The 15,733-nt window shown below is 62.2% G+C and carries 18 protein-coding genes; 2 read left to right on the top strand and 16 right to left on the bottom strand.

Features of this window, described 5'->3' with window-relative positions:
• Positions 1-338, top strand: a 338-nt coding sequence (locus O4U47_RS22425) for a hypothetical protein (RefSeq protein WP_270679909.1), incomplete at its 5' end; no start/stop codon positions are given.
• Positions 310-759 carry a CPCC family cysteine-rich protein gene (locus O4U47_RS31320; protein WP_408639011.1) on the top strand — a complete coding sequence of 150 codons (450 nt, stop codon included), beginning with the start codon at positions 310-312 and terminating at the stop codon, positions 757-759. The genes O4U47_RS22425 and O4U47_RS31320, both read left to right, overlap by 29 nt.
• Before the next feature lie 101 nt (positions 760-860).
• Here the strand turns inward: O4U47_RS31320 and O4U47_RS22420 are convergent, their stop codons facing one another.
• From O4U47_RS22420 to cpaB, 16 genes are all read right to left on the bottom strand, one after another.
• The gene (locus O4U47_RS22420) at positions 861-1,535 is read right to left on the bottom strand and encodes a hypothetical protein (RefSeq protein ID WP_270679908.1); all 675 of its coding nucleotides are present in this window, start codon (positions 1,533-1,535) and stop codon (positions 861-863) included.
• Between the two features lie 303 nt (positions 1,536-1,838).
• Positions 1,839-2,516, bottom strand: a complete 678-nt coding sequence (locus O4U47_RS22415; protein WP_270679907.1) for a C40 family peptidase — start codon at positions 2,514-2,516, stop codon at positions 1,839-1,841.
• Between the two features lie 189 nt (positions 2,517-2,705).
• The gene (locus tag O4U47_RS22410) at positions 2,706-3,410 is read right to left on the bottom strand and encodes a M23 family metallopeptidase (protein WP_270679906.1); all 705 of its coding nucleotides are present in this window, start codon (positions 3,408-3,410) and stop codon (positions 2,706-2,708) included.
• A 64-nt stretch (positions 3,411-3,474) separates the two neighbouring features.
• Positions 3,475-4,344, bottom strand: coding sequence for an HTTM domain-containing protein (locus tag O4U47_RS22405; protein ID WP_270679905.1), 870 nt, complete (start codon positions 4,342-4,344; stop codon positions 3,475-3,477).
• Between the two features lie 429 nt (positions 4,345-4,773).
• Complete coding sequence (locus tag O4U47_RS22400) at positions 4,774-5,376, bottom strand: hypothetical protein (protein WP_270679904.1); 603 nt, start codon at positions 5,374-5,376, stop codon at positions 4,774-4,776.
• An 85-nt stretch (positions 5,377-5,461) separates the two neighbouring features.
• A complete protein-coding gene (locus O4U47_RS22395; protein ID WP_270679903.1) occupies positions 5,462-6,010 on the bottom strand; it encodes a hypothetical protein in 549 nt (182 codons plus the stop codon).
• An 8-nt stretch (positions 6,011-6,018) separates the two neighbouring features.
• Entirely contained in the window at positions 6,019-7,071 is a 1,053-nt protein-coding gene (locus tag O4U47_RS22390; protein WP_270679902.1) for an OmpA family protein, read from the bottom strand.
• Positions 7,072-7,173: 102 nt separating this feature from the next.
• Entirely contained in the window at positions 7,174-7,452 is a 279-nt protein-coding gene (locus tag O4U47_RS22385) for a hypothetical protein (protein WP_270679901.1), read from the bottom strand.
• A 170-nt stretch (positions 7,453-7,622) separates the two neighbouring features.
• Positions 7,623-8,306, bottom strand: a complete 684-nt coding sequence (locus O4U47_RS22380) for a response regulator (RefSeq protein WP_270679900.1) — start codon at positions 8,304-8,306, stop codon at positions 7,623-7,625.
• On the bottom strand, positions 8,303-9,547 hold the full coding sequence (locus tag O4U47_RS22375) for a sensor histidine kinase (RefSeq protein WP_270679899.1): 1,245 nt from the start codon (positions 9,545-9,547) through the stop codon (positions 8,303-8,305). Before O4U47_RS22375 ends, O4U47_RS22380 begins: the two co-directional genes overlap by 4 nt.
• A gap of 81 nt (positions 9,548-9,628) precedes the next feature.
• Positions 9,629-10,534 carry a type II secretion system F family protein gene (locus tag O4U47_RS22370; RefSeq protein WP_270679898.1) on the bottom strand — a complete coding sequence of 302 codons (906 nt, stop codon included), beginning with the start codon at positions 10,532-10,534 and terminating at the stop codon, positions 9,629-9,631.
• Between the two features lie 18 nt (positions 10,535-10,552).
• The gene (locus tag O4U47_RS22365; RefSeq protein ID WP_270679897.1) at positions 10,553-11,473 is read right to left on the bottom strand and encodes a type II secretion system F family protein; all 921 of its coding nucleotides are present in this window, start codon (positions 11,471-11,473) and stop codon (positions 10,553-10,555) included.
• Between the two features lie 17 nt (positions 11,474-11,490).
• Positions 11,491-12,813, bottom strand: a complete 1,323-nt coding sequence (locus O4U47_RS22360) for a CpaF family protein (protein WP_270679896.1) — start codon at positions 12,811-12,813, stop codon at positions 11,491-11,493.
• Positions 12,814-12,883: 70 nt separating this feature from the next.
• Positions 12,884-13,273 (bottom strand): TadE/TadG family type IV pilus assembly protein, encoded by a 390-nt coding sequence (locus tag O4U47_RS22355; RefSeq protein ID WP_270679895.1) that lies wholly within the window; start codon positions 13,271-13,273, stop codon positions 12,884-12,886.
• Positions 13,274-13,281: 8 nt separating this feature from the next.
• Positions 13,282-14,922: an AAA family ATPase gene (locus O4U47_RS22350; RefSeq protein WP_270679894.1), complete on the bottom strand. Its 1,641-nt coding sequence runs from the start codon at positions 14,920-14,922 to the stop codon at positions 13,282-13,284.
• Positions 14,922-15,719: a Flp pilus assembly protein CpaB gene (gene cpaB / locus O4U47_RS22345; RefSeq protein WP_270679893.1), complete on the bottom strand. Its 798-nt coding sequence runs from the start codon at positions 15,717-15,719 to the stop codon at positions 14,922-14,924. Before cpaB ends, O4U47_RS22350 begins: the two co-directional genes overlap by 1 nt.
• Positions 15,720-15,733 lie beyond the last annotated feature (14 nt).

The raw sequence follows: 15,733 nt of genomic DNA, 5'->3' as shown, positions 1-15,733 counted from the left end.
ACCAGGCATCACCCCACCCTACAGCCGCCAACGAACTAACGACTCAGGACACTAGTGCGAAAAACCTTGATGAGCACTTCGACAAGCACGGTGCGGCCATGGGGTATGAATCTCAGATTGAGTATCGTATGGCCGCAGAAGATCTGATGTGTGAGTGCGATGGAGGGCGTCCCGGCGTCCAGGTCAAAGTTAATGGAGACACGCGATACTACCTGGACCCGACCACCGGAGAGTTTGGAATGCCTAGTGATAAAGGCGTTGTGACATTCTACGTCCCGGACAATCCTCAAGACTATTTCGACAAGCAGCGTGGGACGGTGGTTAGCGGTGGTTCATGATTGTGGGGAAAAGTCTGGTTCTGCCCTCTATCCGTGTCCTTGTTGCGGCTACCTCGTCCATGAAGAGCCGCCCGGCTGTCACCAGATTTGCTCTGTGTGTTACTGGGAAGATGACGAGCAAATGCTCAGGTGGCCGTTGATGGCAGGTGGAGCGAACAAAGTCTCTTTAGTTGATGCGCAGCGTTCGTTTGCAGAGGTGGGAGCTAGTGAAGAGCGTTTTGTGAGCCGGGCGGACGGGCTGGAAGGCCTGGAGCGGGAGAGTGGATTTCGGTACATTGACCTGACCAAGGACTGCTTTGAGCCCACGCATGTCCAAGAGCGGCCGTGGCCTGATGATCTTACTGTCCTTTACTGGTGGCGCCCCACGTTTTGGAAAAGAGGCATGTCGAGTGCCAAAGGCAAGGGGGGAGGGGGGAGCTGATCTGGCGATACCTTGGTGTGCCATAATGTCGGCACGCCGTCTCCGTGCTCATTTCAAGCTGAGAGGCTGTTCGGCTTTAAACGGCTTGAAGTCGATTGCACTTATGGCGCAGTGACTTCCTCGGCCTCGTCCCACTCGGTCAGGGTCATGGCGAACCAGCGGTCCTGGAGGCCGCTCTGCTGCGGGGAGAGGTGCTGGTAGTACACGACCGGCCGGTTCTCCGCGTCGATCCAGAGCTCGATCTCCAGGCGCGCCTTCCCCAGGTCCATGTCGGTGAGCTGACCGTAGTCCTGGGCTGCGAACCCCTTCGCGTGCTCTGCCAGGGTGCTGACGGTCGCCTCACCGCGCCACCGGTCGGCCGGAACGCCGGCGGCCTCGCCCGTGCCATCGTATTCCAGCTCGGCCTCGGCCAGGGCCGCCGTGATGTGCGAGCAGTTCACCTGTCGGGCGATCGTCTCGTCGATCCGGTAGTCGGTCGGCGTCTCCCCCGAGTCGATCTCCCACGACTCGTCACCCTCTGCGGAGAAGAGCTCCTCGTCCGTCGCGGTGCCCCCGGCGGCCTGGATATCCGCGGGCATAGTCTCCTCGGCGCTGCCACCTGGAGAGAACTCGCTCGTGGCGCTCAGTTTCGACTCACCGCCGTCGATCGAGTAGACCCCGGAACCGTCAGCTGAGCAACTCAGTCTCCCGGTGTCGACGGCCACCATGTCGCCGCCCTCGTAGCTATCGAGCTGCCAGTGCGCCGATGTACTGGAGTCCAGTGCCTTTGCCACCATCGCACCGAGCTGGTCGGAGGACGTTACACTGCTGACACGCTCCTCCGCTCGCTCACCTCCTCCATTGTCGGGTTCAGCACTGATACAGGCAGTGGCCATCACTAGAACAGCAGAGGCGGAGGCGGTCGTGGTTACGAAGCGATACATGGTAATCCGATGCAGGGCTATGAGGAGGGAAAGGACGCCGGTGACGCCTGGGCGCGCCCCTGACCGCGAACGGGGCCGCTCAGAGGCGCCACCGGGCGGCCAGGGGGGGTGGGACAGAATCGCGGATCAAGGCACTGTCCGTCGACCACCAAAGCCTCAGGCATCACCGGAGTGCGGAGGCCGACCCGCACCGACGAAGACGCCTTCGTAGTAGCTGTTGCCCGCGAACTGATCGATGACGACGCCACGCCGAGAGTTAGCAGCGTGAACCATCATCCCGTCCCCCATGTACATGGCCACGTGCGAGGGGGGCGGCTGCGATTGGATGGTGTGGAAGAATAGGAGGTCACCGGGCTGCAGATCACTTCGGGGAACGGGCGGGAGGGCACCCTGCTGCGGCCAGGTCGTCCGGGGGATCTGGACGCCGGCTGTACGCCAAGCCGCCTGCACCATTGACGAGCAGTCCCATACATCGGGCCCCGTGGCACCGAGGATGTACCGTTCGCCGACCTGGTTCAGGGCGAACTCCAAGGCGACGCGCGCGTTACCACTACCAGAGACCTCGCCGTCCCAGGGGACGCCGCTGAAGGTCCAGACGTACTCTTCCGGCTCCTCGGGGCGCTCGTGTTCCACCCAGGTTTCACCGTTGCATTCGGGGCCTTCGACACGGCATACGGCTTCTCTGATGCCGTCATTGAACTGAGATGAAAGCGGCGATGTCGCAATAACGCCGATGACGATCACGGCGAGCGTCATCAGGAGAGCGATCTCGACCATGCTGGCGCCGCGGTCGTCCCCAGCGGGCTTGCGGGGGGAGGGGATTCGGATCCGCACCAGGCCTGCTCCTCTACGATCGGTGATCAGATGATGCGAACGGTCTCGGGGGGCGCCGCCGTCCGTGGGAGGAGTTCGCTCACGTTCCAGAGGTGCCCATCGTTGGGTCCGACGCGCGTAGAGAGCCTACGGTTTCGTGCTTTCCGGCGTCGAACCGTGTGCTCCGTGGGGTGGACAGGAGCGATGAGGTCAGGCCAGGGGTACTTCGCCCTCGGCCAAGACGTACACGGGGTTGAGCTTCTGCCCCCCACCATGGATCTCCAAATGGAGGTGGCATCCAGTGGAGAACCCGGCGTTCCCGATGGCACCGATCTGCTGGCCGGCCTCAACCCGATCACCGACATTGGCCAGGACACCGTCGCTGAACATGTGACCGTAAACGCTCACCAGGCCGTCGGGATGTTGGACTCGGATCCAGTTGCCGAAGCCGGTGGCAGGACCCGCGCTGATGACGGTTCCTTCCCTGACGGACCAGATCGGTGCGCCGCAGGGTGGAGCGATGTCGACTCCGGCGTGGTCTGAACTGGCACCGACGGTGGGGGCCGACCTGCTACCCGGCATGCTGGTCACGGGACCGGCGGCCGGGAGAGCCCAGCCGTCCGGGCTCACCTCCCCGTTCCAGTCGAACACCACGCCTCCTCCAGCGACTCCGACGTACTCCTCAGGCTCCTCGGGACGCTCCGCCTCGACCCAGGTCTCCCCAGCACATTCCGGACCTTCAACTCGACAAACAGATTCGCGAATACCATCATTCATGATCGATGCTAGGGGGGATGTGGAGATCGCAACGACGACGACACCTGCGACAGCGATGAGGAAAGTAATTTCGACCATGCCGGCGCCGTGGTCGTCGTTCTCTATCGCAGATCGGTGCAGCGAGACCAAGTTGAGCATGCATCCCCCAGTTCTGTGTACTACGTCGAGCTTCGGCCCAGAGGGCGGTGATCCACGGTATTATTCAACGTGATGAGCGAAGTGGAAGGGGTGGAGATGTTTTAAAATAGAACATCGGGTATATTGCGAGACAGAGAAGGGCGAAGCAGAAAAAAGCCGACCTTGGAGCCATGAAAAGCATGATAGAGCCGTGGAGTCCGAGGCCGAGGAGGCATGCATATTTGAAGGTTCTCTTTGACGGCAAAAGAACGGCGATGGCCAGTTCGGAAGTGATTGCCGCCAGTGCAAGCAGTGTCGGTATGTATTCTGGAACAATCTCCCAGGGGACGGAGAGGAGTGCGCCTGGAGTTCCGGCACTCCAGGTAAGGACTGCGCCGGAAAGAAATGAGCTGTTTATTTTCGATAGGGCCGTGAAAAAGTATACCGTGCAAACTTGCGTGCGAGCGAGAAAGGCAAATGCATTTACTCCTGCGCTGTTGGTGTAAGTCCCGAACGCGGTCCTCGTGATCCGACCGCCACCCGCCATACCGACAAAAAACGAGAGAAGAGCGAGGAGTAAGAGGTGTCCTCCATAGAGGCGCTCGTCGATCAAAATGGAGTACAGCGTAATCGCAGATAGGAGAGGGCCTGTGACTTTCGGAGCACCGCCGAAGATAAAGATGATGGAACTGCTCAGCCATGTCGCGAAAACTATTTCCCATGGCAGGAGCGGAAGGCGGATGAAGGGGCGAAGATACCCCCCCTCCCATATATCGTGCAATGCCGGGAAGGTGATAAGGCAGGCGATGAGGCCAGCCACTCCAATTCCCACGCGGGCGAACCCGAGAGCATGGACTTCGACACCGGTAGAACGGGCAGCGTCTAGTCTCTGCCCAACGGAGTTGCTTTCACCGCGGTTGGCCGCTCTCACTGGATCACCGACCTGAGCAATCATGAACGTAATCCCTGTCGGGATTCTGGTGTTCTACGCGGAGACCTTGGTACTCAGGGTTCTCGGAGCAGATGTAGTCCAAGAGTGATGGATCGATGTCAACGCCGGCATGTTGGGCGTGGATCTCGGCCATATTGAAATCATGATCGGAACCATCAGACTCGACGGCAACGACCCCTGGTCGAACTCCTGCCATTGAATACATCTGCCATCCGAAGCGCACTGGGCGTTCCGGGGCGAAAAGAAGTAATGCAGGAAGCGCTACTTGCAAAGCAAGTGCAACGAAAGTGAGTATGGTTGCGGTTCGTTCGGTCGGTGAGGGGCCACGTAGGGGATGCATGGAGATTGCCTAGGGTGGGGCTGAAAACCTGCTAACTGGTTGGCGACTGCCTTTCGAGCCGCCTCGCCCTGCTCTCTTCTGGAAGGGCCGGATCACTCGTTCCACGAGGAAGGCTTGTAGATGTAGTCGCCCTCCTTGCCCACGAGGGAAACATCGATCATGTTGCGCGCGTGAACGAAACTTTGAATCACCTCGCCATCGCAGCGAATGCCGATGATACGGAACGATTCCGGGTCGGGGTCGAAGATATATCCGCACTCGGGTAGATCCACTTGTGCAATGGCATCTGCGTTTCCGAAATGTAGTGGGCGATCTTTCTGTTCGGGGTCCTCGCTTTCGGTTCCATCGCAAAGGGTGTCATTCCAATGCCGTTCTTCATCCGGCTCGAGCTCTCTCTGGCACTGCTGCGTCGAGACTTCCACTCGGACGATGTTTCCCGTCCGTCCGGTGCCGTTATCACTCGCCCTGATATCTTCGAGCGAAGCTCCGTTTCTAATTGCATAGTTCTCAGCACGCTCCCGTGCTGCGGCTGGGTTGTAGAGAGCACCTGGAAGATTCAACGAACTGAGTTGCCGCGCCGCGTTATCGGCAGCTTGTCCTGCGGCGGCGAGTGCCGATGCGTCGGCCGCCTGCTGGGCCCTTGTGCGAAAATCATGGGCGTTTCCGAGGCGCATGTAAAGCAGGGTGGTCGCCAAGAGAGCGAATGAAAGAGTGAGGAGCAGGTACATGCTCGCCCCGCCGCGCTCGTCGCATCGAATTACACGTCCCCTTTGCCAGGGGTCATCTAGAAGCAATGGAGACTTCTTCGCTCGGCTCGAAGTTGCGCACTTCAACACTTACCTCCTCAATATCCTGGGGCAGAAGGAACGTGGCCCAATAGGATACGCTCTCTCCGGATTCTATGTGTGTGACGAAGTCGAGATTCCTCCTCGTCCCAGAGCAGAAGCAAACCTGTCGGGGAGACTTGATCGGGTGGAACTCTGATTCGTCGCCAGGATTGATGAGCTTGACTCCGGCGAGGGCGTAATGGGTATCCCTATTGTAGCTGTAAACTTCATTGGTGAACCGCGTGGCCGCGATTTTGCCATCGCTCTCATTATTGAGCGTCCATGTAACTGATACATAGTCACTCGAGTCTGCGCGTACGACCTGGTTGACATCAACACTGGTTTCGGAGTCCGGGGCTTCTGCCGGGGAGGCGCTCGCGAGCACCTCCAGCTCTCCTGCGTCCTCCTCACCGGCATAGGCGGATGATGGCATGAGGAGTGCGAGCGAAAACACCGGAAGGAGCGCGATACGTGCGACTGAAGACTTGAGCATTTTGTCCACCCCTGTGGCTACTTGGGAAAGGAAACGGTGACGCGCCGGTTTTTCTGCCGGCCTTCCTCTGTATCGTTGTCGCCCACTGGATCCTCGGATCCATGGCCTTCTGCAGTGAAGGAAACATCCGCGGTGGTTACCAGGTCTTCAAGCTCCTTCAAAACAGTCTCGGCGCGCTCCTTCGACAGAGGGACGTTGATGCTGTCATTTCCAGACGAGTCCGTATACCCGTCGATCGAAACCTCAGTGGCACCTGATTCATCGATCTCTTTGGCGACGGACTCCAGCGTTTCTGCCGCTCCATCCGTGAGTTCGGACTCGTTCAAATCGAAGAGGACGTCGGAAGAGAGCATGATGCGCGTCTCCTCGCTACCCTCTTCCCGCGAAACCTCTCCGCCAGCCTCGTCCTGGTACGCGCTTAGTGGGACGATCGAGGGGTCGTTAAGGTCGCTGGGGATCTCATCGTCAACGCTTCCATCGATAATGGGAACATCAATGATGTCGGGCGTGGCGAACGTCGCGATCGTGACCTTGTCGATGTCTTCGGGTGGTGAAGGGAAAGCGACCGAGAAGTCGACACTGTCACCTGGAGCGAGAACTTCTTGCCCCTTCCAATCGGAGCAGACGCACTCTTCGGAACTGCCACTGGTGAGCGGCTCGTATGCCTTTGCGTTCTGAGTGTCAATCAGCATGAGGCCGGCCGCGGTGGTATTCGACCCTTCTCCGGCCAAGATCTGAGAGAAGCGGATATCATTCTCTGAGTCTTGGTTGGTAGCTCTCATCTGCATTACGAGAACCCCATCCTGGACGCGCTGGACGGGGTAAGCACCGAAGGATAGAGAGTTGCCGTACTTCAGACTCGATGTCGAGGTCGTGGCGAATACCTCGTTGCCCTCGACATTTTTTCCGCCGTTACTCTGCCCTCCCTTCCCTCCTTGATCGTCAGAGTCTTCGGTGGAATCGCCACCACTAACGCAACCAGCGGCAAGTACGGTGACGCAGAGCAGACCGATGCCGAACTTGCCCGGTCCGCCGAGCCTGCTGAATGAAGGGGGAAGATATGAAGGCATGAGAAGTGCTCCTTACCTTTGAACATAGCAACAACGCTAGGGCAAGCGGGCGCTGCCCGCCTACCCTAGCGTGTTGATCTGGGGTATGACCACCGGGGCCTACTAGAAGAGGAGCCCGCCGTCGTCGCCGCCTTCGGCCTCGGAGACCTCGCCGAACGCGCGCTCAACGGCGCTCTCGATCCCGTCGGAGATGGTTTCTCCGATTCCGCTGTCACCCGCAACGACGCCGTAAACAGCGGCGGCGATGGCGCCGATCACGAGAAGAACGCCGGCGTACTCAACGAACCCGGCTCCCTTGTCCTGCTTGTTCTCAGCCGCCGTGAGTCGGTTCTTGATGGTCGCCGTGGCCTTCTGGGTACCTGCAACGAAGAAGTTAAGCATGTCTGCTTCCTGTGATCTCGGGGGAAGTTCATCCGCTTGCGATAGTTCAAATCTACGCTGACGCTCCTCATGGCCATAGGGCCGCAAGGCCCAACGCTGGGCCCAAAAGCTGTCCCCGCGTTGCGTGAACCTGGTGGGCAGGAAGGCCCAAGGTCGGATGGTTGGCGGATCTAGACTCGTTCGTGCCACAGGGCGATCGCCGCCGTTCTCGTAGATACACCGAGCTTGTGGAAGATTCTGTTCAGATGGTTTTTGACTGTTTTTTCGGCAACATAGAGCTCGGACGCGATCTCAGCATTCGTGTATCCGCGGGCCATGGTCTGGAGAATTTCAAGCTCTCTCTCGGAGAGGCTGTATCTCTGCGCCAGGTCGACCCCCGCCTCCTGGGGGGCGGTCGGTACCGGGCCTTCCAGCATGGAGGCCACAACAGCCGTGGCCGCGACAGAAGAGAGAGGTGTGCGCACTCCGCCGGCGACGTCGTTGAGAGCCCTCGCGAGCTCCTCTAGACCGAAGTTCCCGTGCACCAGGTAGCCCTTGGCGCCGCGACGCAGTGCGGTCTGAATGATCTCTGGGTCCTCTGTGTGCGTCAGCATGATCACCTTAGTGAGCCCGCTGAGCTCTTCCACAACGCTGACGCCGTCACGTACAGGCATCCGTACGTCCAGCAGCACGACGTCCGGGCGCATGGCCCGGGTCATCGTCAGGGCTTCAGCCCCGTTTCCGGCCTCACCGACGACTTCGATGCCATCCGCGGCTTCGAGTAAGGCCACGAGCCCTGTGCGAACCACGATGTTGTCGTCGACAGCGAGAATCCTGAGTGTCGACTGATCCGCTTCCTGTGGGCTGGTCGTCATCGAGCCGTCCTTTCGCTGCTCCAGCTCTGCGCTGCTTCGCGCGAGGGGTCCGGGTCCTGGATGAGGGGGAGGCGCACGACGACCTCTGTACCGGCTCCGGGGGTCGAAGAGACCTCGAGGCGGCCGCCGGCGCGGCGGGCACGCTCTGCCATGCCTACGATTCCGAAGTGGCCAGGGCGGACCGGGATCCCATCGGACCCAAGGTGGAACTCCGAGTCGTCGGGAGTGAAGCCGCGGCCATTGTCGGTCACGCGGATCACCAGATGGTCCTGAGGGAGGGAGCCCTGCACATCCTGCGACCGTCCACCGAGAGCCAAGTTGACCGTGACACTTGTCGCCTGTGCATGCCGCTCGATGTTGGTGAGGCACTCGCGCACGATGGCAACGGCCTCATGGCGAGCGACCACCGTCAAGTGAGGGGCGTCGACACGGTCATCCGCGAGAAGATCACCAGACAGGCTGGAGCCCGCACACCACATCTCCAGTTCCTCTCCGAGGATGTCCTCGATGGCCGAGTCCGGCTGCTCCTGGCGGAGGTCGGAGATCAACTCGCGTGCCTCCTTGGCCGCAGTGTCCGCCGCTTCGATCACCTGCTGGGCCGTTTGCGCGGCACGCTCTGGGTCCTTCTTGAGCCAAAGGGGCAGGGCTTGAGCTGCCATGGCGGCACCCCGCAGCGTCTTCGCCACCGAGTCATGCATGTCCCGGGCCAGGCGGGCGCGCTCCTCCGCTGCCGCGGCCTGGGCCTCGGCCGCCTCCCGCCGGTGCTGCTCGTGCGCGAGCTGCAGGAAGATCTTTCGGAGCTGTATGCCGACGAAGCCCGCCACCGGGTACAGAAGCGGGTGCACCGCGAGGATCTGGCCATTGAGGACCTGTTGGGCCCAGTCCTCGGCGAACGCGGAGTCCCAAGCCGTATAGACGATGAGGGCTGCGTAGTAGGTGGCCATCTGAAAGGTGACAACGGCGGTGAGTCCGCGAGCGCTGAACAGGAGTCCCGCCACAGTCGACGTGAGAACTGTCGCCACGAAGAACGGACCACTTGGGCCATCCGCCGCCAAGATGGTGAAAGCGAAGAAAATGTCTGCGGAAACCAGGAACGGGTGACGCAGGATATACGGTGTTACGCGCTCCCAATGATGGGCAACTAGCCCGGTCAATGCGGCGAAGAGGAGCGTCCCGATGACCGTCGGGGGCGTCAGCCGGTCAGCGGGCAGCATGAGGAGGGCGGCGATGCTCAGGACCAACCTGAGTTGCATGAGGAGTCGAACAAGACGTGCGAGGCGAGGGGTCAGGTCCGGTTCAAAGTCGCCCGTTCGTATCATTCGTCACCCGCCGAGGCTTCCGATTGACACGTCGCTGCCGAGTACCAAGCCTGCTCCGACGAGCAGAATGAGCCCCGGGAGCATGGTTGCGGCGGTCACGCCGGTCACCTTGGGGTTGAGTTTCATCGCCTTCTGCCGGAGGTACTGAGCGTCCTCGCGTCGCATGTCAAGGCTGATCGTCTGTAGAGCGTCTCCCAGTGGCGCTCCGAGCTCCTCGGCCTGCTGCAAGGCGGTCACGAATTTTCCTAGTGCCTCATTCCGGTTTCGCCTCCGAAGTTGAATGAATGCCTCGCGGCGGCTGGTTCCCATGTCCATCTGTCTGAGCGTGAGACGGAACTCGTCGGCGAGTACTCCCGGCATAGCGTCGCAGACGCGTGACAGGGCTTGCCGGAAGGAGAGTCCTGCTCCGACAGTTACCGTCAGTACGTCGAGAAAATCAGGAAGTTGGGTCTGGACGTCATCCTGTCGCTTTTGTGTAGCTTGGTAGATCTGGAGATCAGTCATTCCGATCAAGGCGACGGAGACCAGTGAAATGAAGACGGACCCGGTTGCGAAAAAATATGCGGCGACGGAGGTGTAGAGGATGGCTTCGCCGATTTTTCGCTGAATATATCGTTCGACGTTGAGATCGTCGGGGTGTCCGGCCGATTCCAGGCGATTTCGAATACCGACCTTCGCTTTATCGCTCAGGTTCTCGGAAAGTGATTTGTGGAATATGGCGCCTATTCGCTCCGTCACTCTGTGCAGGATGAAGGTTTCATTCGCCTTTTTTTTGGGGGCGGGCGGAATGAAGTCCTCTTCGGCCAGCTCGCTTTTCTTCGTGTACAGGTGGTAGCCCCAAGCGGCGAGCGCAACACATCCCATTGCAGTGAGGCCGAGCAGGATGATCAATGGGTAGGTCAAGGTCATCGACAGGTCTCCGTTGGGTCAGTAATTAATCTTTGTCATGCGTTGGACGATGACCATTCCAACAGTGAAGAGGGTTGCCACCGCTACCAGGATGCCGACCCCAATGAGGCTTTCAAGCATCTTTTCTACACTTCCTGGGTTGAGGGCGTTCAAGCCAAACAGGGCGAGAATTCCCATGGTCAACAGAGCCCAGGCGGTTCCTTTGGTCTCGCTTAGAATCGTGCGGATCTCCCGCCGGGTCTCTTTGCGTTGTTCCAGTGTGTCTGAGATGTTTCTCAACGCTGTGACCAGGGCGCCACCCGACCGGGAGGCGATGAGCAGCGTTGAGATAAGGACGCCGATCTCCCGGGAAGGCATTCGCTCACGCATATCGGCGATCGCTCCTTCAAAAGACTTTCCCAGCCGCATGTTGTGCGCTGCGCGTTGAAGTTCCGCCCCCGCCGGGTCGTCGAGTTCATCGGCGGCCATGGCGATCGCGGTGGGCAGGGCCAGCCCGGCCTGGGTCGCGTTGGAGAGCACCCGGGCCAACTCCGGAAGCTGGGCGATAAATTCCTCCCGACGGCGCTCCTCGCGGCGTTTGAGGAAGGTAATGAACAAGAAGCCCACCAGGACCGCGGCCAGAACACCGAACAGTGGCGCGAGAATACGGCCCACGAATATGATCGCGACCACAGCGGTCACCAGAATCATCAGGGCGAATACCGCAACCGGAACCTTCATGCCGGCCCGGGCGATCTGGATCTCCAGCTTCTTTCCGATGTCGGTGTTGCGGAACCACGTGTCGAACCGGTTGAACGGCGAATTCGCCCGCCGCTCCACCTCCGCCAGCGCGCTACGGGAGGCGAACTGGGCGTTCTGGTCCAGGCCGGCCCCCCACTCGCGCGCTCCGAGGATGAAGACCACGCCGGTGATGAGAAGAAGCACCGTGATCAGGAACATGGGACGTCAGGCGCCTTTCACGCAGGGGAGGAGCCGTTCGCCGAGCGTGCGCCGAACACGGCCGGGATCGACTCACCGGCGGCGATCACGCGCTGGGCGACGTGAGGGGGCAGGGGGAAGCGGTGGTGCACACCGTGCACCTTGCGGTCGGGGCCGGGGGGCTGGGCGTCGAACCGCAGGATGTGCTCGAGGCGGAACTCCTCGTGCCGCTCGGAGGCCACGATCCCGATCTCGGAGACCTTGCGAGTGCCGTCGGGGTAGCGGCTGAGCTGCACGATCACGTCGATGGCCGCGTTGATCTGGTCGCGCAGAGCCTCGAAGGGGATCTTCACCTCCGACATCGACGCCAGGGTCAGCAGCCGGTAGACCGCGTCCTGTGCCGAGTTGGCGTGCACGGTGGCCAGCGACCCGTCGTGGCCGGTGTTCATGGCCTGCAGCATGTCGAGGGTCTCGGCGCCGCGGACCTCACCGACGATGATCCGTTCGGGGCGCATACGCAGTGAGTTCTTCACCAGGTCGCGGATGGTGACCTGGCCGACGCCCTCCATGTTCGGCGGGCGCGACTCCAGCCGGATCACATGGTCCTGCTGGAGCTGCAGCTCGGCGGAGTCCTCGATGGTGATGATGCGCTCGTCGTTGGGCACGAAGCCGGACAGCGCGTTGAGGAAGGTCGTCTTTCCGGTGCCGGTGCCGCCCGCGACGATCACGTTGAACCGCGAGCGGACCAGGGAGGCCAGCAGCACGGCGGTGTCGGTGTCGAGGCTGCCCAGCGACACCAGCTTCTGCAGGGTGAACGGCTTGGGGAAGCGCCGGATGGTGATCGTGGGCCCGGTCAGCGCCAGCGGAGGGATGATCACGTTGACGCGCTCGCCGCTGGGCAGACGGGCGTCGACCATGGGGCTGGACTCGTCCACCCGGCGGTTCACCTGGGAGACGATCCGGTCGATGGTCTGCATGAGCTGGTCCTCGCTGGCGAAGCCCATGTCCAGCAGCTCGACCTTGCCGTTGCGCTCGATGTAGATCGTGTCGTGCCCGTTCACCATGATCTCGGTGACGCTCTCGTCCTCGAGGAGGGGTTCGAGCACGCCGAGGCCGAGCGCCTCGTCCACCACACGGCGGACGAGCACGCCGCGCTCCCGGTCGGACAGCACCGGCCCCTCCCGGGAGAGGAGGTGGCCGACGACCTTCTCCAACCGGGTGCGGCGCTGCTGCATGTCCAGCATCGCCAGGTCGTCGAGGTTGATCTCGCTGAGCAGCCGCTCCCGCCAGTGGGCAACACTTCCCAGGTCGGAGCGGCGCTCTGCGCGTCGATCGGCTTCGAGGCGGTCTTTCAGTCCCATGTTCGCTCGTTCGTTCGGTCGGCCCGGCCCGGTCGGGGCGGCGCCGGAGGACGGCGGGTCGTGCCCAGGGTCAGCGCGGCATCTCTACGGTCCGCGACAGGGGGTACTGCAGGCCCGCGGACGGGAAGATCAGCGGCATCTGGACGGTGATCTCCGTGGCGTAGCCGTGGTCGACGGGGTAGACGTCGATCGCGGCCTTGTCCTGGAGGTAGGAGGGCAGGGTGTCGCGGGCGAGCGCGGTGGCGTGCGCCTCGCCGTAGCGGCTGGCCGAGTCGGCGCTGACCCGGGCGGCGTTGTTCATCCGCTCCATCGCACCGAAGGCGAAGAACACCTCCAGCGCGATAGTGACGATGAATAGGAAGAATGGTAAGTAGAGGGCGAACTCGACGAACTGGCTGCCGCGGTCGCCCTTGCTGCCGTGCACGCGGTGGCCCAGCGCTACGGACATGGTGGTGAACAACTGCTCACCTACCTCTCGTTGGGCACCCGGGCGCTGCCGGAGACATCCCAAGGAGAAGAGCTCCCTGGCAGCACGGCGGGCATGTCGATGGTGACGTTCACCGTTCGGGGGGTGTTGGTCGCAGTCCGGACGACGTCCAAGTGGAAGACGTCATCCGCGTTCCACGGGGCGCGGATGCGCTTGGTGGCCTCTTCGGTAATGCGGTCGTCATTGTTGGGGGTCAGCACGGCCTGGCGCGCGCCCTCGTTAGCCGCGTGCGAGGCGTACATTCCGGTAAGCCCGATCAGCAAGACCTGCCACGCCAGCAGTGCACCGAAGCAGATCAGCGGTACCACCAACGCGAACTCCACGAATCCGGCGCCCGCGTCGGCCTTCTCCTTCTTACTCAAGAGCCGCTTCTTGCCCGAGTGCTTGACTGCCCCGAACTTCCCGGACTTGGGCTCCTTGGCTGCATCGACCTCCTTGGACGCCTGCTCCTCGTCCTCGGGGGTGGTGAACAGGCCCGCCTCTTTGGCGAGTTGGCTGTAGGCCTTCAGCAGCCCCTCGTCATTGAGCTTGGAGGGGTCGCCGGTGTTGGAGGCCTCCTCCAGGGCCCGGTAATTGGCCGGGATCGGCGTCTTGAAGAAGTCGTTGCCGACCAGCTTGCGGGCGAACTCCGGCTGGATCTCGTTCTTCCGGCTGTGCCGCATGAGCAGGCCGCGGACACTGTCCTTGTCCCTGATCTGCAGGCGGTCCCAGGAGGAGATGACCCGCTGGGCGCCGCGCAGCGCCGGCAGGTCGGGGTTGGTGAGCAGCACGGCGGTGTCGCAGATCTCCACCGCCATGGCGGTGGCCTCGTTCATCGCCGACCCGCAGTCCACCAGGACCAGGTCGTAGCGCGAGCGCAGCGCCCCCAGGATCATCCGGGTGGCACGTGCGCTCACGTCCTCGCCCTTCTCGCCCTCGTCGGGGGCAAGGAGGATGTGCGGCCCGTCGGGGTGCACATACAGGGTGTCGGCGAGCATGGAGGCGCTGATGTCTTCGGCGGCGTCGACCAGGTCGGCGATGGAGCGTCGGTGCTTGAGGTCGAAGTAGCCGGGCATGTCGCCCTTCTGCAGGTCCAGGTCGACCAGGCAGACCAGGCGGCCGTACTTGGCGGCCATGCGCGCCAGGTGGATGACCGTGGTGGTGGTGCCCACGCCGCCCTTGGAGCCGCTGAAGGTCATGATCGACCCGCGGCGCCCGGTGGTCGGCACGTCGTGCGAGGCCGCCTCCAGGTGCTGGCGCAGCGTCCGGGACCAGTCCCCGGCCGTGGCGATCCGCGCCGCGAACTGCTCGATGGTGGCGTCGGTGGACAGCACACCGCGCGCACCGGCCTCCATGGCGTCGGTGTAGGTGTCCGGCTGGACCTCGTCCGACAGCAGGATGACGGCCAGCTGCGGGTAGTTCCGCGAGATGTCGCGGATGAGGTCGAACACCGGCAGCGGGCCCAGACCCTCGTGGATCAGCACCACGTCGAGGGTGGGCAGCTGGCCCACCATCTCGCTGATCTCGTGCGAGGTGCGGTGGGCGCTGACCACCTCGGCGTCGGGCAGCTCCTCGAAGCGCTGGGTGAGCGCGGTCTCCTGCTCGGCGTCGGGGACGCCGATCATGACCTGGTAGGCGCTCATCAGTTGCCTCCGGTCTGCGGGGTCTCCTGGCCGTCTTCGGCCGCCTCCTCGTCGTCCTCGGAGTCGCCGCCACCGCCGCTCTGCTCCTGGATCTCCTCGTACTGCTCGGCGGAGCAGTACTGGATATTGCCCGGGCTTCCCGTGCCTTCAGGGCTGATCAGACCCAATCGGACACCGCTGGCGAAGGACTCCGCGTATCCGAGTTTGAGCGCATCCTGCGGGGTGAGGCGGAAGGTGATGGGCACGACCGAGTTGGTCCCGCCGGTCTCCTCGTCCACCTCGGAGGCCAGTTCACCGACGTCGAGGACCTCGATGTTGGTGAGCACCCGCACCTGACAGGCGTCTTCCATACGATCGCTCGGCTGGAATGAGGCGTAGACGTCGACGCGGGACTGGCGTTGGACCTTGCCCGCCACACCGGTCTCGGCGTCGATCATAATTGCCAGCTCGCGTTCGCCCTGCTCCAGGTCGGGGGCGGCGACGATCATGCTCGTTTGCAGGAGCGAACCTTTGGAGATGAAGGTGGCCGCCACAGGGGTGCGGAGCTCCTCGGATTCAAGGGACCCGAGGAAGGTCTCCTCGTCGAAGAACTTCGCGGGGACCTTGTACTCCTCGACCATGTCCTCACTGATCTGCTGGTACGGCTCCACGTCCTGGGTCAGGCGCAGGGCCGTCCGGTAGGTGCCCATCTCGGCCTGGAGGCTCGCCGAGTGGGAGATGACGGCGAACCCGACGGCGATGGCGCCGACGGCGGCGATGATCATGAGCAGAACACCGCGTCGCTGACGGGGGTTCATGGCGCTCCGTTTCT

Source organism: Nocardiopsis suaedae (assembly GCF_027706745.1).
GTDB classification, from domain to species: Bacteria; Actinomycetota; Actinomycetes; order Streptosporangiales; family Streptosporangiaceae; genus Nocardiopsis_A; species Nocardiopsis_A suaedae.
Note: the sequence above shows the minus strand (reverse complement) of the source record. Positions and strands in the feature narration are given on the sequence as shown.